The following is a 22,983-nucleotide window of genomic DNA, read 5'->3' as shown; positions in this document are numbered from 1 at the left end:
TTTTGCACTTTGAACTACAGCTATCGTGAAACCAAAACTTTTAGGAGGAAGTTATGGCACAATATACGCCGATGATACAGCAATATCTCGCCATCAAAGCACAAGTGCCTGATGCGCTTTTATTTTTTAGATTAGGCGATTTTTATGAAATGTTTTTTGACGATGCCTTAGAAGCATCTCGTGAGCTTGAGATCACTTTAACCGGTCGTGAGGGTGGAACAGAGGAACGGATTCCGATGTGCGGAGTCCCGTATCATGCAGCCGAGGGCTTTTTGACGAGACTAGTGGAAAAAGGTTATAAAGTGGCGATCTGCGAGCAGGTGGAGGATCCAGCCGCTGCCAAGGGAATCGTGCGTCGTGAGATCATTCGCATCGTTACCCCTGGTACCGTGATGGAAAGCAAGGCTTTAGGTGAAGCAACGAATAACTATATGCTCTCGATTACACAATCGGTCGATGGATATGGTCTGACCGCATGTGATATTTCAACAGGCGAGCTGCATGTGACGCTCATTGTAGCAGGTATTGAACCGATGCTTGATGAGATTAATGTATATGCGCCTTCTGAAATCATCGGATCAAGTGAATTGTTAGCAATAATTAAAGAACGATTGCCAATTGTGGGCAAACCGATCGTCTATACAACAAGAGAACACAAGAATGTGGACGAGCAGGCACAGCTTTTGGATAATTTTCCTCTAGAACAGGTTTCTTCTTTAAGAGGAGCAACCAAAGAAAGCGTTATGACCTTGCTTATGTATTTGCAAGAGACACAGAAGCGGTCACTGTCTCACTTTAAGCATATTCATCTCTATGAGCAAGCACAGTACATGACGATGGATCCTTTTACAAGAAGGAATCTTGAATTGACTGAGACGGTTCGTGAGCGCTCCAAGAAAGGCTCTTTGCTGTGGTTAATCGATGGTACGGTTACAGCGATGGGAGCTCGGCTGCTTCGTCGTTGGATTGATAAACCGCTTCTTAGCAAGGAGCGAATTGATGAGCGACTGGAAGCTGTTGAACGGCTGTATGGCAATCTCATTGCCAGAGATGAAGTGCGGATAGCGCTTAAAGAAGTCTATGATTTGGAACGTCTGGTAGCTCGCTTATCGTATGGGAATGCGAATGCACGCGATATGGTCGCGCTCAAGCTATCTTTATCCCAAGTGCCACTGCTTAAAGAAGCATGTATGAATTCGGGATCTGCAACGCTGCAGAAGTTAGCATCTCAAATGGATGATTGCCAAGATATTAAGAATTGGATTGAACAAGCAATTGTCGATGAACCGCCTGTGTCTGTACGAGATGGGGGGATGATTCGGGTTGGGCTTGACGATTACCTGGACAAGCTGAAGGAAGCAAGTATGAATGGAAAAAAATGGATTGCCGAACTCGAACGCAAGGAACGCGAAGTCACGGGCATTAAGTCATTGAAGGTTGGCTTTAATAAAGTATTTGGCTATTACCTCGAGGTTACCAAGTCCAATATAGGATCTCTGCCTGAAGGACGTTATGAACGCAAACAAACATTGGCGAATGCTGAACGTTTCATAACACCTGAGCTTAAAGAACAGGAAACGCTCATTCTTGAGGCAGAAGATAAAATGTTCGACCTCGAATTCGAGTTGTTCAGCAAGCTGCGCAATCAAATTTGCGAGCATGTGTCCAGACTGCAAGGTCTGGCAGAGCGAATTGCAGCAGTCGATATTCTGCAAGGCTTCGCGCACACCAGTGCGGCTAATCATTATGTTCGTCCTGATATTACCGATCAGTACGATATGAAGATTGAGCATGGCAGACATCCGGTTGTTGAAGCGGTGATCGAACGCAAAGCTTTCATCGCGAACGATACGGAAATGACCCGGGATGTCGGACGTATGCTGCTTATTACGGGTCCGAATATGGCAGGTAAAAGTACCTATATGCGTCAAGTGGCGATTCTGACGATTATGGGACAAATTGGCTGCTTCGTGCCAGCGAATAAAGCGGTGATTCCGCTTGTCGATCGGATTTTCACTCGAATTGGCGCTGCGGATGATCTGATCGGCGGACAGAGCACATTCATGGTTGAAATGATGGATATTCAGACGATGACTGCCAAAGCTACCTCACGTTCACTCGTCATCATTGATGAGCTGGGACGCGGAACATCAACTGGCGAAGGAATGGCAATCGCTCAAGCTGTCATCGAGCATCTGCATAATCATGTAGGGTGTAAGACGCTCGTATCGACACATTTTCATGAACTAGCACATTTGGAGCAATCTCTAGCATACTTAAACAATTATTGCATGGCTGTTAAGGAAAGTGATGCAGGTGTTACGTTCCTGCGCAAATTGATTCGTGGAGCGGCTAGTACAAGCTATGGTATTTATTGTGCGGAGCTTGCCGGGCTGCCGCAGTCGATTATTGGCAGATCTTATGATCTGCTGCATGCATTTGAGACGCGTGCTGGACTGCTTGAGGCGGCAGCTGTTGCTGAAGGGGCTGAAGTCGCGCCAGTTAAGGATGCTATAGAACCTGTAGTAGCAGAAACTTCAGCAGCGAAGCCAATAGAAAATGGATCTAAATTAGAAGAGGCTATGTCCCCTCCAATCGTTCAACTCAGCTTGTTCGATACGGGTGAGGAGCAGAAGGCGAAGCAGCAAAGTGGTGCAAATGAAATCATAAATAGTAAACAGCATAAAGTGCTCGAACAGTTAAAAGCTGCAGATCTCATCAACATGACCCCACTCCAAGCGCTTAACTTGATTTACGATTTGAAGCAGAAGCTATAAATTTAATCAGGAGAAGGTGGTCGGTTAACATGTTGAATAAAGCAGCACGTTTAATGAAATTATTCTTAGTGCTTATGTTTGCGGCAGCAATTGTATTCCCTGCGACGGTTCAAGCTGCTACTGAGAACGAAACGAATGAAATTAGATATTTATTAGGGAATTATCATGTTAGTGGTATTACGGAAGATAAGTTAGAGGGTAAAACTGTCGAGGAAATGCTCGCGTTGTTAGATGATCCGTTTACGACTTACTTTACTTCAGAGCAGCGAGATCAATTCTTGAATGCGATTGAGAATAGCTTTGTTGGAATTGGTGTGCGTTTAGGGGAAGACGAAGACGGCCTTTATATTTCGGAAGTATTCCCGAATATGCCTGCCGATCTGGCGGGCTTGCAGCGCGACGATTATATAACCGCAATTAATGGCAGCTCAGTACAAGGGAAGTCGGCGACAGATGCGGTGAATTCCATTCTGGGTGAAGAGAATACGAGTGTCAGGCTGACGGTTAAAAGAGGCGGGGACTTGCTAAATATATCGATCCAACGAGGTCAAGTGCAGGTTCCAATCGTTGTCTCGAAGCGATTTGGTCAAATCGGTTATATTGAGCTTTCTAGCTTCTCTTCCAATGGGGATAAGGAATTTACGAAGGCACTTGAGCAAATGAAAGCAGATGATATTGGGGCGCTTATCATCGATCTGCGTGATAATGGCGGGGGATATATTGATACAGCAAAGAACATTGGAGCGAATTTTATTAAGCAAGGGGTATTTGTGCATACGAATGATCGTAATCAGAAGGATATTCCAAGCATCATTGAGAACGGACAAACATTCGACAAGCCGATCTTCCTGTTATTGAACGGCAATAGCGCTAGCGCTTCTGAAGCACTTGCTGGTGCACTGAGGGATTCAGCTAACGCTACGATTATCGGAATGAATAGCTTTGGCAAGGGCAGTATGCAGTATATGATGAATTTAACGGATGGCGGCATGCTCAAAGTTACGACGGTTGAGTATTTGACCCCTAAGAATAATAAAGTGAATCATGTCGGTTTGAAGCCTGATGTCGAGGTCTATGGGAGTATGCCGCAAATGCTTGCTGCGCTGCAAGCTGCTGGATTATCAGATATCACAATTAAGTTCAATAAACATCATGCAGCTATTAATGATATTGATGTAAGCGATCCTATGCCATATAAGGTTGAAGATGGACAATTATATGTACCGTCACGTACGCTTGCCGCAATGATAGGTGCTGATGTTGTATGGAACAGTAAAGATAATACAGTAGACATTATTAAAGGAACGAAGAAACAGTCTTATGAGTTAACAAAGAAGGTTGTGATTCAAGCAGATTCTATCACGTATTTGAACGTTGCTGAGTTTGCGAAAACTTTTGATACAAAATGGTCTCAAACAGGGGACAGCTGGATTCTTAAAGTTTCGACGAAGTAAAGGGGATGTGAACGTTGGGTAACATTAGACTGTTAGATGAGCAAATTGCGAACCAGATCGCTGCAGGTGAAGTTGTTGAACGCCCATCGTCTGTCGTTAAGGAGCTTGTGGAGAACTCCATTGATGCAGGGGCAACCCGTATTGATGTTGCGATTGAAGAAGGTGGTCTGGGTCTGATTCGGATAACAGACAATGGCTCAGGGATGGAATCGGATGACTGCGAGCTGGCATTTAGCCGTCATGCAACAAGTAAGATTTCGAGCAGCAAGGACTTGTTCGCTATTCGCACTTTAGGCTTTCGTGGTGAGGCGCTTCCGAGTATTGCTGCAGTATCCAAGTTGGAATGTATTACATCATCAGTGGATTCAGGACTAGGTCGTAAAATCGTGATACACGGAGGCAAGGTTCTGGAGGCTGGTGAAGTGAATGCTGCACGAGGAACAGAAATTACAGTAAGTGAGCTCTTCTATAACACGCCAGCCAGATTAAAATACATGAAGACGGTTCAAACCGAGCTTGGACATGTATCTGATTATATGTATCGACTGGCACTTGCCCATCCGGAAATCTCGTTTACCCTTTCACATAACGGGAATGTTCTGCTTCAAACCTTGGCAGGCAGCGATATGCTGCAAGCAATTGCTGCGATCTATGGCACAGCGATTGGGAAGCAGATGATACCTGTAGAAGCTAATGATCTTGATTATAGCATTCATGGCTATATTTCCCGTACGGAGTTGACTAGGTCGAATCGCAGTGGAATCTCGTTGATTATTAATGGTAGATATGTTCGCAATCTTGCCTTGAATGCAGCTATTTTGCGAGGCTATCATACTTTACTGCCTATTAATCGTTATCCGATTGTTGTATTGCAAATCACGATGGACCCTACGCTAGTCGATGTTAACGTCCATCCGTCGAAGCTTGAGGTAAGATTCAGCAAAGAGAATGAATTGATGCAATTCGTGGAAACGCTGATTAAATCTGCCTTAGGTAATCAAGTATTAATCCCGCAGGCTGCTGCACCAGCTCTTAGCAAGCCGACTTATGTACAAGAGCAGCTTGTATTATCTCGTCCTGCTGAGCCTTTGCCTGTATACGAAGAGACGAAGCGAAATGAAAGTGTACAACGGCCAAACAAGGAGTCTTATTCGTATAACTATCAGTCGAATACACCTGTTTCTAATTCCACAGTGTCAGGAACGGGGAGGGCTAGGTCAGATTTGCCCTACGTTCCGCCAGCGGTTACAATAAGAGGTGTTGCAGAGGAATCGAGGCAGTTTCTTGCAGCACCTGACGCAACTGTACCGCAGTTCCCTAGCTTGGCACCTATCGGGCAATTGCATGGTACTTATTTACTTGCGCAGAATGAAACAGGGTTTTATATGATCGATCAACATGCGGCACATGAACGGATCAACTATGAGTATTATTATGACAAGTTTGGGACGCCTACTGAGGCAAGTCAAGAATTGCTTGTACCCTTGACGCTTGAGTTTACTCCATCAGAAGCGGGGCATATTGCTTCCAAGCTGCCTCTTCTAGAGAATGTTGGTGTATTTTTAGAAAGCTTCGGCGGTAATTCATTCATCGTAAGAGCTTATCCACACTGGTTCCCTGCTGGCGAAGAGAAAGCTATTATTGAAGAGATGTGTGAATGGTTGCTATCGGAGAAGAAGGGTGTAGAGCTTGCCAAACTGCGTGAAAAATCATCTATTATGTGTTCATGCAAAGCATCCATTAAAGCGAATCAGGCGTTAAGCGTGTTAGAGATGGAAGTACTGCTTGATCGATTAAGCAAATGCAAGAATCCGTATACCTGCCCGCATGGCAGACCCATTGTAGTATCGTTTTCAACTTATGAATTAGAAAAAATGTTTAAACGGGTGATGTGAGCAGCGTGATTGTAACGACATCGTATAAACCAACAGAAGAAATACTCGCTCAAGCAAAAGAATATGCGAATGAACTCAACTGGAAGCTTGTTCCAAGAAATCATGCTTCCATGAATGCCTTACGTAAGCAATATAACGTCGATCGTATTTTACTTGTAACAAGAGATGAGTTAAGATGCTTCGTTGGTGAAGAACCACCGATCTTCTTTCATCCAAGTATGGCGCATGTACGTGTGCAGCGGCTTATTCGGGGCGAGGGAGATGTGATGCTTCAAGCAGCAAATGTGACAAAAGACGACATCGTGCTGGACTGCACTGCTGGATTGGCATCCGATTCAATTGTCTTCTCCTATGCTGTAGGTGAGGCAGGGCGCGTAATCGCACTCGACAGTGAGCCTGAACTGTGCTTGTTATTAAGAGTAGGCTTAGACATGTATAGTTCTGACGTCGCAATTTTAAATGAGGCCATGAGACGAATTGAAGTCACATGTGCTGATCATTATACTTATTTACAACAGGCGCAAGACAAGAGTGTTGATGTTGTTTATTTTGACCCTATGTTTCGAACACCGCTTACAGCTTCGAATTCGATTTCTCCATTGCGCGGGATAGCTAATCCTAATGCGCTGACGTTGGAAACGATTGCCGAAGCAAGACGAGTTGCTCGCAAACGTGTGGTGTTGAAAGAGGCAAGATTCAGCGAAGAGTTTGAGCGGCTTGGATTCCAGATGGTTGTACCTTCGGGGACGAAATTAGCTTATGGAGTGATACAATGTTAGCAAGCAAGAAGGATAAGCCGAGTCTACTCGTACTCGTAGGACCAACCGCAGTTGGCAAAACCAAGCTAAGCTTGCAGCTTGCAGAGCAATTCGGATGTGAAATTATATCAGGTGACTCCATGCAGGTATACCGTGGTATGGATATCGGAACTGCCAAAGCGACACCAGAGGAGCGAAAGCGGATTCCACACCATATGATCGATACGCATAATCCAGATGATCCGTTCTCGGTGGCAGAATTTCAGGATCGCGTTCGTGCACTGACAACTGATATTCATGAACGTGGCAAGCTGCCGTTTCTCGTAGGCGGGACTGGTCTTTATGTGGAGTCTGTCTGCTATGATTACCAATTCACTGATGTACAAATGGACGAGCAGCTACGTCAGGAGCTAGATCAATATGCCGAAACGAATGGTGATGATGCTCTGCATGCAAAGCTTGTAGTGATAGATGCTGAGTCAGCTGAACGACTGCATCCGAATGATCGCAGAAGAATCATCCGCGCTATTGAGATCTATCAGCTAACGGGTAAACCCTTATCTGAATATCTGGCAGGTCAAACGAAAGCGCCGGCTTATGATCTATGTATGATCGGCTTGACCATGGATCGGGCATTATTGTATGAACGTATCGAAGCAAGAGTGGATCAGATGATGGAGGAAGGCTTACTTGAGGAAGTTCAGAAGCTGTTAGCACATGGCTATAATCCAAATTTGGTCTCGATGAAAGGCCTTGGCTATAAAGAGATGGTATCTTATCTGAATGGTGAGTATTCACTGCCTAGAGCTGTGGAACTGCTCAAAAGAAACACGAGAAGATTCGCCAAAAGACAATTGTCCTGGTTCCGTCATATGAAAGATATCCAGTGGATAGATGTGACAGACGGTGCAAATTTTTCTGCCCATTATGCTGAGATTAGTGCTATAATAACAGGAAAGATTGTACAAAACTGCGAATATAATTCTAGTCAGTGAATCGACACCAAGCGGGTGTTTTAACAAAAATGAGTTTACTATTATAAGGGGGACCATTCATGAACAAAATCATTAATATTCAAGACAATTATCTGAACCAATTAAGAAAAGAAAGTATACCTTTAACTGTATATTTAACCAATGGATTCCAAATTAGAGGAATCATTCGCGCGTTCGATAATTTCACAATTATTATTGACTCTGAGGGTCGTCAGCAAATGGTATACAAGCATGCAATCTCAACATTCACCCCTCAAAGACCCGTTTCTTTAATGCCGGATAATCAGTCTAACGACTAAGCTTTGCAACTTTTGCTTTATTTTTCACGTATAAAAGTATAAGGATTGAAAATGGAGCAACCTTAAGGATAAGGTTGTTCTTTTATTGGAAGATCAGATATTATAAGTTTGACACAGAGAGAAAGGGAGTCGGAGAGATGGATAAGAAGAGTCAGAGACCTAGACCATATCAAACTCAGAATCGGGATCAAGGTCCTAACCATTCGAAACCGAAAAATAAAAAGAAGAAAAAATTTAACGCCAAAAAAATGATTTTTGGTATCGTAATCGCTGGTCTTCTTGGTGTGATATGTGCAGTTGGTCTATATATCGCAATTATGCTTAATGGTGCCAGACTGTTAGAGGCCAATAGCGACAAATTTGATATGGCCCAAGCGACTAAGATCTATGATCGCGACGAGCAAGAAGTAACGATGCTCTATGATCAGAATAGGGAAGTAGTAGCTGAATCGGAAATTCCGGATTTGCTCAAAAAGGCGTTTGTTGCGACAGAGGATCGCAGGTTCTACACGCATCAAGGCGTTGACCTCTGGTCAATCGGACGTGCGCTGGTTAAGGACGTTGTGGCTCGAAGTGCAGTGGAAGGTGGATCAACAATCACACAGCAGCTAGCCAAAAATATTTTGTACCAGAACCCGGACAAAACGATATTCCGTAAAGCGACAGAAGCATCCATGGCAATGGCGCTTGAGAAGGAAAATACCAAGGACCAAATTATTACCAATTATTTGAATCGAATTTATTTTGCACATGGTGCTTACGGGGTTAAAGCAGCATCGAAGCTGTATTTTGGCAAGTCTGATTTGAATGATTTGAATCTGGAAGAAATTGCGACGTTGGCAGCTCTTGCAAAAGCGCCTAACACTTACTCGCCGATCAAGAATCCCGAGAAGTCTAAGCAGCGCCGAGCGGTGGTGCTTCAGCTGATGAAGGAAGAAGGGTATATTACCCCTGAGCAGCAGAAGGCAGCAACAGATGCAGAGCTTGTGCTTTCACAAGATAAATCTAAGCGTGAATTCATGACTTACATTGACTATGTTGTGAATGAAGCGGAAACTGTCTATGGCATTAAGGAAGAAGAATTAATTAGTGGCGGCTTCTCGGTTTATACAACGATGAATAAGAATGCCCAAACCGTTATGGAACAAGCCTATGCGAACGATAAGCTGTTCCAAAAAGATGCCAAGGATGGAACGAAAATTCAAAGTTCTATGGTCATTTTGGATAATGAAGATGGCGGCGTGGTCGCGATTATCGGTGGGCGTGATTACAAGACGAAGGATTATAACCGTGCGACAAGTCCACTTCAGCCAGGTTCAGCGTTCAAGCCGATCGCAGTTTATGCGGAAGCATTAGAAAATAAAGGCTATAATCCTTATTCCATGTTATCGGATGAGAAGCAGTGCTTTGGCAAGTATTGTCCAAACAACTATAACAATCAATACGAAGGCCAAGTCTCAATGCTTGATGCCATTAAGAAATCGAAGAATATTGCAGCGGTTTCTGTGTTGAATGATATTGGTATCACAAATGGCATGAAAATGTCCGAGAAACTTGGGATTCCGCTAGATCCTACGAATGACCGCAACTTATCAATTGCGCTTGGTGGTCTAACAAACGGTGCTACACCGGTTCAGATGGCAAGTGCTTACTCGGTATTTGCTAGCGGCGGTATGCAGCATACGACACATGCGATTATTAAAATTGTGGATTCCAAAGGGGAAACCGTTAAAGAATTTAAAACTAAACCGAAGCAAGTGCTCAAACAAAGCACAGCCTATTATTTGACCAAAATGCTGCAATCCGTTGTAGAGCCAGGTGGAACAGGTACACGCGCTAAGATGGATCGACCTGTCGCAGGTAAAACTGGATCAACCGGTCTTACACAACAAGGTTACACGAAGTTTGATAGTAACGTGTGGTTTGTCGGGTATACACCACAATGGACAGCAGCTGTATGGGAAGGCTTCGATAAGATCGACCTTAAGAATGGCCATTATGTAACGGTCGGAAGTGGGAATACCGCTGCAATCTTTAAAGAAGTTATGACCAAAGCAATGGCAAACATGAAGAAGCTTGATTTTGAGCGTCCGAAAGGTGTGGAAGATTTAAAAGAACCGCCAAAAGGAATTACAGATTTGGCAGTGAACTATACACTTGAAACAAGATCTGTCGATCTAACTTGGAGTGCTGTACCGCAAAGCACAGCCTATATGGTTTATCGCAAATCATATAGTGAAGATGATTTTGCGCTGATAGGTACAGTTGATTCGCCAGCATTTAACGATATTGCGATTACACCTGGTGATACGTACTTGTATTATGTAATCCCTGTACAAGGCGATGCCCAAGGCGAGAAGTCGAACGTCGCCGAAATAAAAATTCCAGTTGATGGACAGGAAGGAACGCCGCCACCAGATGTTGGGCCAACGGATCCGACAGCACCACCAGATGAAAATGGCGAATCGCCAGAACAATCGCCAAATCCTGGCGGTGGTGATCATGATGGCGGACAAGGCGGAGGTAACGGGCCGAATTCTAATAGCGGAAATGGCGGGGGTAACGGGCCGAATTCTAATAGCGGACATGGCGGAGGTAACGGGAAGAATCCAACCGCTCCGCCAGGAGTCAAAGGTGAAGAAGATCATGCCGGTACAGACGGCGTAGGTTAATAATTAAAGGAGCTATATGAACAACATGCGTAAACAATGGACGACTTTATTCGCAGTAGTAATGGTTTTAGTAATAATTACAGCTGGATGTGGCAAGAAATATGAGGCTCAATCTCCTGCGCCAACACCTACGCCAGCAGCTCAAGGTGGAGCAACACCGGCTCCAACGCCTACGCCGACTCCTAGTGAGCCTGCGACTAACGGAAAGCAGTGGAGCAATCCACCTGCAATGCAGATTGATACGGATAAAACTTATTTAGCTGAAGTGGATACATCCAAGGGCAAATTTACAATTGAATTGTTTGCCAAGGATGCTCCGAATACAGTGAATAGCTTTGTTTTTCTAGCGAAGGAAGGCTTCTACGATAACGTAATTTTCCATCGCATTATCGAGACTTTCATGATTCAGACGGGTGACCCGACTGGAACTGGTACAGGTGGTCCTGGATATAAATACGCAGACGAATTGCCTTCGAAAGTTGGTTATGAACCAGGAATCGTAGCCATGGCGAATTCGGGCAAGGACACGAACGGTTCTCAGTTCTTTATTTGCACAGGAGAAAATTCCAAAGGTCTAAAGAATGACTACACGATCTTTGGTAAAGTGATTGAAGGTATGGAGAATGTAACTGTAATTGCCAAAACGCCTGTTGAACGCAATCCGATGACAGGTGAGTCAAGCACGCCATCGGAGAAAGTAACGATTAATGCAATCAAGATTACAGAAAAATAAGTAGTGATATTGGGGGAGAGCCAGTTGAACAAACCGACGAGGAGTAAAGTGCTGCGGTATTCACTGCGCTCTTTTCTTATTCTCTTCATTATTGGGGGGATCTGGACAGCTTACGTCCAGTGGAGAATTCATGATGCGCTAGATCAGCAGTTGCCTGAGCATGCAGATGTTGGTATCGTGCTAGGAGCTTCCATCTGGCATGATGAGCCTAGTCCAGGGCTTAAGGAGCGCTTGAATCATTCTATTAAACTATATCAATATGGATATTTTGATCATATCATTGTCACGGGTGGAATGGATGCTAGCGGAGCGATCATTACTGAAGCTGAAGCGATGAAGCGGTATCTGGTGAACCACGGAATTCCTGAAGATTCAATTATGCTAGAGGGTAAATCAACATCGACTTATGAGAATCTCGTAAATGCGAAGCAAATCATGGACACCCATGATTGGAGGAGTGCCATAATCGTGACGCATCATTTTCATGGCGCGAGAGCTCTTGATATAGCTCGAACTGTTGGATTATCTTCTTATTATATCTCGACTACGGATTCCAAGGCCTTATTCATGCCATGGCATCAGGCGAGAGAGACGCTCGCCTTCGCCAAGTGGGAATGGACCAAATTGTTTATCCATTAACGATCACGCCGCCATTAACATGGATGACTTGTCCTGTAATATATGCCGAGTCATCGCTTGCAAGAAATACATAGCTTGGGGCTAGCTCTTCTGGTTGCCCAGCGCGTTTCATAGGGGTATCAGCACCGAATTTGGACACCTTGGTTTCATCGAATGTCGATGGAATTAATGGTGTCCAAATTGGTCCTGGCGCTACCGCGTTTACTCGGATGCCTTGACCAACTAGAGATTGCGATAAGGAACGGGTAAAAGAGACGATCGCTCCTTTGGTAGCAGAATAATCGATCAGATCCTTACTTCCCTTATATGCGGTTATAGATGCTGTATTCACAATTGAGCTTCCTGTTGTCAAATAAGGCAGTGATGCCTGAGTTAAATAGAAGGCTCCAAATACATTGGTTTGAAAAGTTCGAAGCAGCTGGTTCGGTGTAATAAGTCCGATACTTGATTGTGGATGCTGCTCACCAGCGTTGTTAACCAGTATATCTAACTTACCATATGTAGAAATCGATTTGCTTACAATCTCCTGACAGAATTGTACTTCTCCAATATCCCCAGCAAGAAATAGATGCTGCCCTCCGATTTTATCCAAATATTCTTTGGTTTCAGTCGCATCTTCGTGTTCACTCAAGTAAACGACTACGACATTAGCACCTTCTTTGGCGAATGTAACCGCAACTGCTCGACCGATTCCGCTGTCTCCGCCTGTGATAATTGCCGTTTTGTTCATTAATTTCCCTGCTGATTTGTAGCTTGACCTTTGAAAAATCGGTCTAGGAGTCATTTCTGATTCGATGCCAGGCTGATGAGCTTGATGTTGTGGGGGAAATGTCAGCTTGGTTTGTGAATTAGCAGCTTGCTCAGACATCTGATAACACCTCCAGTAACGTTATAAGGATATAATCCCAATAACTAGGATGTGGCACGCGCAATATAATTATGCCTTAATGCTCAAGATTGTTGACTCCAATAATGATATTGGTATAGCGGTTTAAAGCTACTATTCTGATACAACTTTACTGCGGGTATATTGTCTGTAACGACCTGCAAAAACATATTAGGTGAATTTTGCTCAGATGCCCACTCGGCAAGAGCATGAAGGATATAATAGCTAAGAGCTTGTCCGCGGAATTCGGGATCAATCGCGATGTTTAATAATCCAGTCCAGCCATGTTGAGAGACTGCAGTACCAATTCCAATGATTTGTGTATTTTTTTGTAATTTAATGAAACATTGTGGCCCCTTAATACGTTCTAACATATGAGCATAAAAATGAAATTTACAAGGATCATATTCGGATATTCGCAAAAAATCTTGTATCCAACTTTCATCCACTTGTGGTGTCAGAATGATACGGATGTCATTCGCATCGTTTGTGATGCGCTGCCCTGCATATAGCTGCACTTCTTCTGTGTCAGCGACCATGACTGTACAATCCGTATGCTCGTAGAAGCCTTGACTAGCAAGTATTTCTTTAAGCTCAGATGGCGAAGCATCGCTGACATGATAATGTACAGGCAACTGATGCTGCTGATAGAATTCGCTTACTTTCGTAAACCAGTTTGGATCATCAGGTATTTGATTTAGCGTAAATACAGAATTCGCTCTCTTGGTTATTCCTTGCGAAGCTCTAAGCCTCCACTCTCCAATAGCTTCCTCATGCTCAGGAGGCCACAGATCATACGCTAATTTCTCTAATGTCCTTATAAATTCAGGAGAATTTAACATACAAGACAACCTTCTCTCGATAAAATTTCTAATAAATATACATAATTTTGATTATTTATGCAATTGATTTTTCAATTTTTTTGTCAATTTTTAGTTTTGTTAAGAATTTGTATCCTTTTTGAGGATCTTGTCATGTTATAATACGAATATTGTGCTTAGGAATAAAGAAAGTGAGGCATCAAATGGGACAAAGCCGTAAATTACGCAGAACATTAAGAGGAATTGTAATATTCTTGTCCTTATCCTTATTTGGATCTGGCTCTTATGCAGCTTATTTAATGATTATTAAACCGATTACAACGACGGTAGATAAAATCGGTGCCACCACAACGGGCAAAGAAATAGACGAGGTGACAGATGTGGAGGTAGAAGCAGTCAAACCGATTTCTTTATTGCTTCTCGGAATAGATAACCGGCCAGAGAGCGGTTCGTTGAATAGTGACATTATTATGGTGGCAACGCTGAATCCGGAAACGAAGTCTGCAACCATTGTATCACTACCTAGGGATTCACATCTGTCGCCTGGCAAAGGATTACCGTCACGCAAAGCAAATTATTATTACCCATACTTCCATAATAAAGAAAAATTAACTGCTTATAAACATACCAGAGATTTGTTCGGAAATTTTTTCCAGATACCAATTGATGCTGCTGTATCTGTTGACTTTGATGGGTTCAGAAAAATGGTTGATGAACTTGGCGGTGTCGATATTGATGTACCAATGAATATGCGCTATGTTGATAATGCAGATGGAACGAACATTAATTTGAAAAAAGGGCCGCAGACACTAAATGGTAAACAGGCACTCGATTATGTTCGCTATCGCAAATCGAATATGGGTACTGCTGAATCCAGTGATACTGAGCGCAACAAGCGTCAGCATGAAGTTATTGATCAGATGCTTGGCAAGGTGTTCTCACTCGGCGGCGTTATGAAACTTAATAAGCTAATGGAAATTGCAGGCGATCATGTCCAAACGGACATACCAGCAAGCAAGTTATTGGATTTCTTCCAGAAATATATTGGAATTGATCGTAGTAAAATTCAATATATCAGCTTGGAAGGGGAATGGATCTCTCCATTTATCGAGCTTTCTCAGGAAGAAATTGAGCAAGCACGTCAAGCACTTAAAGATACTTTAGAAGGTAAGACGGCAACACCGCAAACATCTGAAGATGGCTCCAATGTTTCTAGCGCAACTACAACGCCAGCTCCAGGAACAAGACCTTAATTACATACATTCATGAAGCCATGGAGATACGATTCCGTATTTTCGTGGCTTTTTTATGGCTCAACAAGATGTAACTGGCTTGTCCTATTTTGATAGCTTATAAATAAAATTTGTGTTTCGCCAATATAATGTACACATAGGGCGTAACTCAAAGCTCACGCACAAACCACATCATACATCCGAGTTGAAAGTGAGAGGCGGTGAATGGGCGTTTGTCATCAGACCCTGTAACGACTGGCAGAAATTCACGGCAGATCAATATTGTATTAAGGCAAAATGACAACGGATCTGCACTCCCGAAGACGGGTGACTTTAGGAACGGACGTACGTTTCCAGAGCAAGGTCAGTTCGCTGACGTGATAAAGGATCTTGATCGAATGATCGGTCTAGATAATGTCAAAGAGCTCGTGTATGAAATTTATGCTTTGCTTCAAATTAGTCAATATCGTTCGATAGCAGGTCTGATATCGAGTGCTCAGGTGTATCACATGATATTCAAAGGTAACCCCGGCACAGGTAAGACGACCGTTGCACGCATTATGGCAAAGCTGTTCCAGACGATGGGGGTGTTAAGCAAAGGACATTTAATCGAGGTTGAACGTGCGGATTTGGTAGGGGAATATATCGGTCATACCGCAGTTAAAACGCGTGAACTCGTCAAAAAAGCAATGGGTGGTGTCTTGTTCATCGATGAGGCTTATTCATTAGCGCGTGGGGGAGAGAAGGATTTCGGTAAAGAGGCGATTGATGCCCTTGTAAAATCTATGGAAGACCATAAGAATGGCTTTGTATTAATACTCGCCGGGTATTCAGATGAAATGGAACAATTCCTTCTCACAAATCCGGGACTTCCGTCGCGGTTTGCGATCCAAGTGGATTTCGCTGATTATTCGGTGGATCAATTGATGCAAATAGCGGAGTTGATGACCAAAGAAAGAGAGTATATTTTCTCATCCGCAAGTGAAATGAAGCTGAGACAGCATTTAACGACCGAGAAAGCGATGATGTTCAGCACATTCAGCAATGCGCGTTACGTACGCAATATTATCGAACGTGCAATAAGACATCATGCGGTTCGTCTTCTTGAACAGCATCCACAAACTCATCAGCCTACTAAGCAAGAACTGATGTTAATTAAGCCTGAGGATATTCGGTTTGAAAAAAAAGCGGGGTTGTTTTAAAACTAAAATAAACAAAAAGCAGCAAATGGGATAAATTGAACCGTCATCAGTACGGCTTCGATGCCTAATTGCTGTTTTTTTACTGTAACGCTTATCGTTTTAACTTGTCTTTTGTTCATGGTATACTCTGTGTAGCTTTCTTACAACACAGTTTAAGCAGGATGAAACAGTGGTTGCACAAATAGAGGTGAAGCGATGAAAATATCCGTGCATGAGGTAACAACTGAGATAAAGGCTCGCGCAGTACTGGTATCACTTGTGACAGCTCAGATTAAGAAGAGTGAGGCGCTAGTTGCCTACTCGTTGCATGAATTGATCAATTTGGCTGAAACCGCAGGTGTGGAAGTTCTGGATACGATGATGCAGAACAAGGATACGGCTGATTCCAAGTGGTTTATCGGGAAGGGAAAAGTAGAAGAGCTTAAACAATTGCTTGAAGAACTGGATGCGAACACAGCGATATTCGATCAAGAGCTTTCAGGCGCACAGGTCAGGAATTTGGAAGCTGCGCTGGATGTCAAGATTATTGATAGAACGCAGCTGATTTTAGATATTTTTGCTCAGCGGGCGCGTACGCGTGAAGGAATTATTCAGGTGGAGCTGGCACAGCTCAGTTATTTGCTCCCAAGGCTGTCAGGTCAAGGGAAGAACTTGTCGCGGCTTGGCGGCGGGATTGGGACAAGAGGTCCTGGGGAATCAAAGCTGGAAACCGATCGAAGACATATTCGGAATCGGATCTCCGAGCTTAAGGCACAATTGTCGGAAGTGACTCGCCACCGTCAGCTGCACCGAGGACGACGCAAGAAGGCGGGTGTGTTTCAAGTTGCGCTCGTCGGTTACACGAATGCAGGTAAATCAACCTTGCTCAAACAATTAACGGATGCGGATGTCTATATTGAGAACCAGCTATTTGCAACGCTTGATCCGACTTCAAGAGCGCTCGAGCTTCCTAGCGGCAAAGAAATCGTGCTGACCGATACGGTGGGTTTCATTCAGAATTTACCACATAGTCTGGTTGCTGCATTCCGTGCGACATTGGAGGAAGTGTGTGAAGCGGATTTAATCTTGCATGTGGTGAATACCTCATCTGAAATGCGTACGGAGCAAATGCGCGTTGTTGATGAAGTTCTTCACGAGCTAGGCGCGGATGGTAAGGAGCAGCTGACACTTTTTAACAAAATTGATCTATGCCCTACTGCTGAGTCTGAACTGCTAACCGTTGCAGGCGATTCGATTCGCATGTCAGCTTACCTGGAAGAAGATTTGGACAAGCTTGTGCATAAAATTCAAGACATATTGCTTGGACATAAGCTAGTCCTCACGATACCAGTAGAACGCGGCGATCTGTCCGCTTTAGTGCATCGAACATGTGAGGTCATCCGTACAGAAGTGTTAGATGAGAAGATTGTTTATGAAGTTAGAATTAACGACGATGATTACGCGAAGGTATCAAGCAAATTGCGTGATTATGTGTCTCAGACATAAGGGAGAGTAAGGAATATGTTTTTTGATAATCGAATTACAGAACTAGCTGAACAGGCGGAAGAACGCGCACAATCGAGATTTCGGGAAATTGACAAGCTGATCGACCATAACCAATGGAAAGTGATTAGAGCCTTTCAGAAGCATAAGGTGAGTGATTACCATTTTGCTGGATCAACCGGGTATGGCTATAATGATCGGGGTCGTGAGGTGCTGGATCTTGTGTATGCCGATGTTTTTGGTGCTGAAGCGGCGCTCGTCAGACCGCATTTTGCATCAGGTACGCATACGATTTCGACGGCTTTATTCGGCGTGTTGCGTCCGGGAGATAAGCTGCTGTATATCACAGGAACGCCATACGATACTTTACATAAAGTGATTGGTAAACCTGGTGATGGCAAAGGCTCGCTAGCGGATTTTGGCATCGGCTACGGAGAAGTTGCGCTAACTAGCGATGGATCGCCAGATTGGGATGCGATTCGCATCGCGTTACAAGATGGCGATGTCAAGGTTGTTGGCATCCAGCGCTCTCGCGGATATGACTGGCGCCGTTCTTTCACCGTGGAGCAAATCGGACAGATGGTTCGATTTGTCAAGGAGATTAACCCGAACCTCGTCGTGTTCGTGGATAATTGCTACGGTGAATTCACGGAGGAGCTTGAGCCGCCGCAGGTCGGCGTGGATCTCATTGCGGGTTCGCTGATCAAGAACCCAGGTGGCGGTATAGCATCCACAGGCGGCTATATCGCAGGGCGGCGAGAACTCGTTGAGCTCGCCGCTTATCGCCACACCGCGCCGGGCATCGGCGGCGAGGTTGGCGCCATGCTGGGCGCGACGCACAGCATGTACCAGGGGTTGTTTCTTGCCCCGCACATGGTGGGGCAAGCGGTTAAGGGCGCGGTGCTTGCCGCGGCCCTATTCGAAGGGCTCGGCTTCGAGACGAGCCCAGCCTGGAATGAGGTGCGAACCGACCTCATTCAAGCGATACGCTTCACGAGCGCGGAGCATCTCGTGACGTTCGTGCAAGGCATCCAGCGAGCGGCTGCCGTAGATGCGCATGTCGTGCCTGAGCCATGGGATATGCCAGGTTACGAGCATCCTGTCATTATGGCAGCAGGCACGTTTATTCAAGGCGGCTCACTAGAGTTATCCGCTGACGCGCCGATTCGTGAGCCGTATATCGCTTACATGCAAGGCGGTTTAACCTACGCGCACGCCAAGTTTGGCGTACTCACAGCCTTGCAAAATATGATCAATCATCATTTATTGTAAACTTATCTAACATAGGTGATTGACATCCTACTCCTACGGGCATACAATGTTAAATAGGTTATCAAGGCGAAGCCCATCGGGGGTATCCTATGGGAATAGTTTTGACATGTCATTTAGGCAACTAGATGGCTTACAAATTACAGGAGTGATTAAATTTTGAGCGATGAGTTCCGCAAGAATATGGCACTCTTTCCTATTGGAATAGTGATGAAGCTGACTGATTTAACAGCTCGCCAAATTCGCTATTACGAGCAGAATGAACTTGTTTTTCCAGCGCGAACATCAGGGAATCAACGATTATATTCGTTTAATGACGTAACTAGCCTTCTTCGGATCAAGGAGTTATTGGAGAAAGGCGTTAATATTGCTGGTATTAAACAAATGATCGGGCCTAACGCTAATGCTCATGAAGATGCTACCGTGCTCGATGACCAATCGGAAGTCAAACGGAAAGAGTTAACTGATCTACAATTACACAGTTTGCTTAAACAGCAATTGCTAGTGGCGAAGCGTCCTGGACAAGTATCACTTATTCAAGGTGAATTATCACGATTTTATTCTAATTAAACGTTTTATTCGGAAACGTGCTCGTCCTATGAATTTATAGGGCGAAGCCGTTTCTGCTTGTGTAGAGCTGTATGGTACGAATGTTTCAGTATTTTTAGTATTTTCTATCAAGTTGATGTCTAATCAGGTTGCAAATAAGTGATCTGATTCAGTCCACATATTAAAAACCATACCAAGATTGTGGGTACATAATTCTTTAGATAACCCGCAAAACATGTAGGAGGAAATTGAAGTGAGTTACTCAAAAGCAGACATTCTTAGAATCGCAAAAGAAGAAAATGTAAGATTTATTCGACTGCAGTTTACAGATTTGCTAGGAACGATTAAGAATGTCGAAATTCCTGTAAGTCAGCTAGAGAAAGCACTTGATAACAAAATGATGTTCGACGGATCATCCATCGAAGGCTATGTGCGCATTGAAGAATCAGATATGTATTTGTATCCTGATTTAAGCACATGGGTGGTATTCCCGTGGGTAATGGAAAGCAAAGTCGCTCGTCTAATCTGTGACGTGTATTTGCCAAATGGCAATCCTTTCCCTGGCGACCCTCGTGGCGTTCTAAAGCGAGTGCTTAAAGAAGCTGAGGAAATGGGCTTTACTTCAATGAACGTTGGACCAGAACCAGAATTCTTCCTCTTCAAAACAGACGAAAAAGGCAATCCAACGATGGAGCTGAATGACCAAGCTGGTTATTTTGACTTAGCGCCTACAGACCTTGGTGAGAACTGCCGTAGAGATATCGTGCTAACATTAGAAGAAATGGGCTTTGAGATTGAAGCTTCTCACCACGAGAATGCGCCGGGCCAACACGAAATCGATTTTAAATATGCAGATGCGATTAAAGCTGCTGACCAAATTCAAACCTTTAAGCTTGTTGTTAAGACGATCGCACGTCAACATGGACTTCATGCTACATTTATGCCGAAACCAATCTTTGGTGTTGCTGGCTCTGGTATGCACTGCCATCAATCCTTATTCAGAGGGAAAGAGAATGCTTTCTATGATCCAGAAGATAAGCTTGGTTTGAACGAAACAGCATGTCAATACATGGCAGGAATCCTGCACCATGCAAGAGGTTTTGCAGCCATTACGAACCCAATTGTTAACTCGTACAAGCGTTTAGTGCCTGGTTATGAAGCACCTTGCTACGTGGCATGGTCTGCATCTAACCGTTCGCCAATGATCCGTATTCCTTCATCACGTGGCTTAAGCACTCGTATTGAAGCTCGTAATCCAGACCCAGCGGCAAACCCTTACTTAGCGCTTGCTGTTATGCTTAAAGCAGGTCTTGATGGCATTAAGAACAAAATGCAGCTTTCAGCACCTACGGATCGCAACATTTATGTGATGACGGAAGAAGAAAGACTGGCAGAAGGCATTCCAAGCTTACCAGAGAACTTGAAAGAAGCGCTTGATGAGCTTCGTAAGAACGAAGTAATCGCCGAAGCGCTTGGCGAGCACGCACTCCTACATTTCTGCGAATTGAAAGAAATCGAATGGGACATGTTCCGCACGCAAGTTCATGCTTGGGAACGCGATCAATATATGACCATGATTTAATTTGTGGATCCCTTGGCGCAGTGAGCGTCAGGGGGTTTTTATATGTAGAAATAACCCGCCATTGGCGGGTATTTTTTGTTAGGTAATCGGTAGTGATTAATATTATCAAAGTTAAATGTAGAGAGATGCGGATTGTTAAGGCTTGATGAATCAAAAAGAGTAGGATGTATACTATCGCTACTCTTTTACCCTACTTCTTCTTCAAGCTCTCGTATGCTTTCAACTGTTTTTTGTATTCGTACAAAACCATATTGTAATCGTCGCCCCATTTCTCGAAAGCGCGATCCAGAATCTTTTTCATGTCGCTAGAATCAGCGTTTAATGCTTGAATGTCCGCAAAAGCATTCATTTGTTTTTCGTATTCGTAGATAATCATATCAAAATCAGATTTCCATTTTTTATGTGCTTTGTCCAAGGATATCTTCTTTGCATCAGTATCTAAATTAAATTTAACTAATTTCTTATAAGCTTCTGTTTGTTTTTTTATTTCATAGGCTTGCATATCATAATCCCCAACCCATTTAGCTTCTGCGTTCTCTTTTATTGTTGCTTCCACTTTTGTTGGATCAAGGTCTGCGATTAAATTGGAAATATTAGGAACATCCGTTTTTATACTCTCTTTCACCTGCTTCTTTACCTCTGATTCAACCACCTGAAGTCCGTAGATATCAGCCAACTCTAAAAAAGCTGTTCTGGCATTTTCAAAGCTATCCTTTTCAATATGTTCGCCTAGTTTTATGAACTTCTCTTTGTTTCCATTAGGAAAGGTGGTGGTTGCTTTTGTGATTAAGCCAGTCATTTGTTTTCGCAATTCGAGAGGAACAGTACCTTGTTCGTATTCGAAGTAGCTTCTTACTCCCTGTAATACAGTCATGCCCATCAACTGCTCAAATTCCTTTGAATCCGATGAGCTCTCAGGCACCTTCGTTTCCATTGGCAGGCTGCTATCTTTAATATTTTCTTCACTCTTTTTAACAATATCACTGCTATTGCTACAAGCAGATAGAGCAATAACTAGTGTAAGCAACAATATTTTTATGAACATCCTCATTTATCTATTACCCTCCAGCATATTTTTTTGTTGGTACATATTACCACTTCGACGTTGAGTAACATTATCCTACCTAAAATTACAGATAATTCATAATTATTCCAAAGGGTATAGTCTGTAAAGCTATGTCGTTTTTTCTTGTTTCGGTTAAAATCTATGACGAGGCTCACAGACTTCATAGTTTATTAGGGTTATTTTTATGTTATGAATACAGAGGGGGTTATCTTATGGAAGGTATTCGCATTATCGGATTGCCAGAAGCTAGGATGGTCACATCAGGAATCGACGGAATTGAGGAATTCGATGAGTGGTTCTCTGAGGTGAATAAGACGCGGAAGGATGCGTTTTTCCCTCGTGATTTTATGTTTTTTGATCAAGAAAAGAATCATTTGGTTTGGTATTATGCTTTACCAGACGGTTTGGAGGACACGAACGGTTTTGATGTCGTTCAATTCCCTGGGGGATTGTACGCAGCTGCAGTGTCTGAGGATGAGAATGATGTAGATGGAGAGCGTGTATATAAAGGGATTATCGAATGGGTCAATCATAGCAGCTGCTTTGAACTTGATGAGCGTCCGGGACATTATACGATGTTCCATGTGATTACTCCTGATTCAGCCTATCAAGTCATGGGATATAGGCAACTGGATATTTTTGTGCCAATTAAAGCAATCGAACCATAAGTGA

Annotated in this window: 19 protein-coding genes; 16 read left to right on the top strand and 3 right to left on the bottom strand. The window is 43.6% G+C overall.

All coding sequences use genetic code 11. The features are described 5' to 3' along the window. The first annotated feature begins 53 nt into the window (after positions 1-53). The 9 genes from mutS to E0485_RS01905 all read left to right on the top strand — a co-directional run bounded on the left by mutS (position 54) and on the right by E0485_RS01905 (position 12,222). Positions 54-2,777 (top strand): DNA mismatch repair protein MutS, encoded by a 2,724-nt coding sequence (gene mutS / locus E0485_RS01945; RefSeq protein WP_132415992.1) that lies wholly within the window; start codon positions 54-56, stop codon positions 2,775-2,777. A 29-nt stretch (positions 2,778-2,806) separates the two neighbouring features. Beyond that, positions 2,807-4,231: a S41 family peptidase gene (locus E0485_RS01940; protein ID WP_132415990.1), complete on the top strand. Its 1,425-nt coding sequence runs from the start codon at positions 2,807-2,809 to the stop codon at positions 4,229-4,231. A 14-nt stretch (positions 4,232-4,245) separates the two neighbouring features. Next, the gene (gene mutL, locus E0485_RS01935; RefSeq protein ID WP_132415988.1) at positions 4,246-6,126 is read left to right on the top strand and encodes a DNA mismatch repair endonuclease MutL; all 1,881 of its coding nucleotides are present in this window, start codon (positions 4,246-4,248) and stop codon (positions 6,124-6,126) included. Positions 6,127-6,131: 5 nt separating this feature from the next. Continuing rightward, positions 6,132-6,905, top strand: coding sequence for a class I SAM-dependent methyltransferase (locus E0485_RS01930; RefSeq protein WP_132415986.1), 774 nt, complete (start codon positions 6,132-6,134; stop codon positions 6,903-6,905). Beyond that, positions 6,899-7,879, top strand: a complete 981-nt coding sequence (gene miaA / locus E0485_RS01925) for a tRNA (adenosine(37)-N6)-dimethylallyltransferase MiaA (RefSeq protein ID WP_132415984.1) — start codon at positions 6,899-6,901, stop codon at positions 7,877-7,879. Before E0485_RS01930 ends, miaA begins: the two co-directional genes overlap by 7 nt. 59 nt (positions 7,880-7,938) lie before the next feature. Continuing rightward, positions 7,939-8,178: an RNA chaperone Hfq gene (gene hfq / locus E0485_RS01920; RefSeq protein ID WP_132415982.1), complete on the top strand. Its 240-nt coding sequence runs from the start codon at positions 7,939-7,941 to the stop codon at positions 8,176-8,178. A gap of 137 nt (positions 8,179-8,315) precedes the next feature. After that, the gene (locus tag E0485_RS25665) at positions 8,316-10,850 is read left to right on the top strand and encodes a transglycosylase domain-containing protein (protein WP_132415980.1); all 2,535 of its coding nucleotides are present in this window, start codon (positions 8,316-8,318) and stop codon (positions 10,848-10,850) included. A gap of 25 nt (positions 10,851-10,875) precedes the next feature. After that, on the top strand, positions 10,876-11,583 hold the full coding sequence (locus E0485_RS01910) for a peptidylprolyl isomerase (RefSeq protein ID WP_132415978.1): 708 nt from the start codon (positions 10,876-10,878) through the stop codon (positions 11,581-11,583). A 24-nt stretch (positions 11,584-11,607) separates the two neighbouring features. Next, a complete protein-coding gene (locus E0485_RS01905) occupies positions 11,608-12,222 on the top strand; it encodes a YdcF family protein (RefSeq protein WP_235857348.1) in 615 nt (204 codons plus the stop codon). On the opposite strand, the gene E0485_RS01900 is transcribed toward E0485_RS01905, so the two are convergent. After that, the gene (locus E0485_RS01900) at positions 12,212-13,090 is read right to left on the bottom strand and encodes an SDR family oxidoreductase (protein WP_132415976.1); all 879 of its coding nucleotides are present in this window, start codon (positions 13,088-13,090) and stop codon (positions 12,212-12,214) included. The two genes, E0485_RS01905 and E0485_RS01900, sit on opposite strands and share 11 nt — an antisense overlap. Positions 13,091-13,173: 83 nt before the next feature. Further along, the gene (locus E0485_RS01895) at positions 13,174-13,950 is read right to left on the bottom strand and encodes a GNAT family N-acetyltransferase (RefSeq protein ID WP_132415974.1); all 777 of its coding nucleotides are present in this window, start codon (positions 13,948-13,950) and stop codon (positions 13,174-13,176) included. 182 nt (positions 13,951-14,132) lie between these two features. Here E0485_RS01895 and E0485_RS01890 point away from each other — a divergent pair, with 182 nt between their 5' ends. The 6 genes from E0485_RS01890 (at position 14,133) to glnA (ending at position 21,245) form a co-directional block, all read left to right on the top strand. Further along, a complete protein-coding gene (locus E0485_RS01890) occupies positions 14,133-15,182 on the top strand; it encodes an LCP family protein (RefSeq protein ID WP_132415972.1) in 1,050 nt (349 codons plus the stop codon). Positions 15,183-15,382: 200 nt separating this feature from the next. Next, positions 15,383-16,363 (top strand): AAA family ATPase, encoded by a 981-nt coding sequence (locus E0485_RS01885; RefSeq protein WP_132415970.1) that lies wholly within the window; start codon positions 15,383-15,385, stop codon positions 16,361-16,363. Positions 16,364-16,558: 195 nt separating this feature from the next. Continuing rightward, the gene (gene hflX, locus E0485_RS01880) at positions 16,559-17,848 is read left to right on the top strand and encodes a GTPase HflX (RefSeq protein ID WP_132415968.1); all 1,290 of its coding nucleotides are present in this window, start codon (positions 16,559-16,561) and stop codon (positions 17,846-17,848) included. Between the two features lie 15 nt (positions 17,849-17,863). Further along, positions 17,864-19,117 (top strand): methionine gamma-lyase family protein, encoded by a 1,254-nt coding sequence (locus E0485_RS01875; RefSeq protein ID WP_132415966.1) that lies wholly within the window; start codon positions 17,864-17,866, stop codon positions 19,115-19,117. A gap of 156 nt (positions 19,118-19,273) precedes the next feature. Further along, positions 19,274-19,684, top strand: coding sequence for a MerR family transcriptional regulator (locus E0485_RS01870; protein ID WP_132415964.1), 411 nt, complete (start codon positions 19,274-19,276; stop codon positions 19,682-19,684). A gap of 232 nt (positions 19,685-19,916) precedes the next feature. Next, positions 19,917-21,245, top strand: coding sequence for a type I glutamate--ammonia ligase (gene glnA, locus E0485_RS01865; RefSeq protein ID WP_132415962.1), 1,329 nt, complete (start codon positions 19,917-19,919; stop codon positions 21,243-21,245). 190 nt (positions 21,246-21,435) lie between these two features. On the opposite strand, the gene E0485_RS01860 is transcribed toward glnA, so the two are convergent. Further along, complete coding sequence (locus E0485_RS01860; protein ID WP_132415960.1) at positions 21,436-22,296, bottom strand: hypothetical protein; 861 nt, start codon at positions 22,294-22,296, stop codon at positions 21,436-21,438. A gap of 227 nt (positions 22,297-22,523) precedes the next feature. Here E0485_RS01860 and E0485_RS01855 point away from each other — a divergent pair, with 227 nt between their 5' ends. After that, a complete protein-coding gene (locus tag E0485_RS01855; protein ID WP_132415958.1) occupies positions 22,524-22,979 on the top strand; it encodes a GyrI-like domain-containing protein in 456 nt (151 codons plus the stop codon). The last annotated feature ends 4 nt before the right edge of the window (positions 22,980-22,983 follow it).

Origin of the sequence: Paenibacillus albiflavus (assembly GCF_004344915.1) — a bacterium.
In the GTDB taxonomy this organism is placed as follows: domain Bacteria; phylum Bacillota; class Bacilli; order Paenibacillales; family NBRC-103111; genus Paenibacillus_AM; species Paenibacillus_AM albiflavus.
This window is presented reverse-complemented; position numbering and strand designations above follow the sequence as displayed.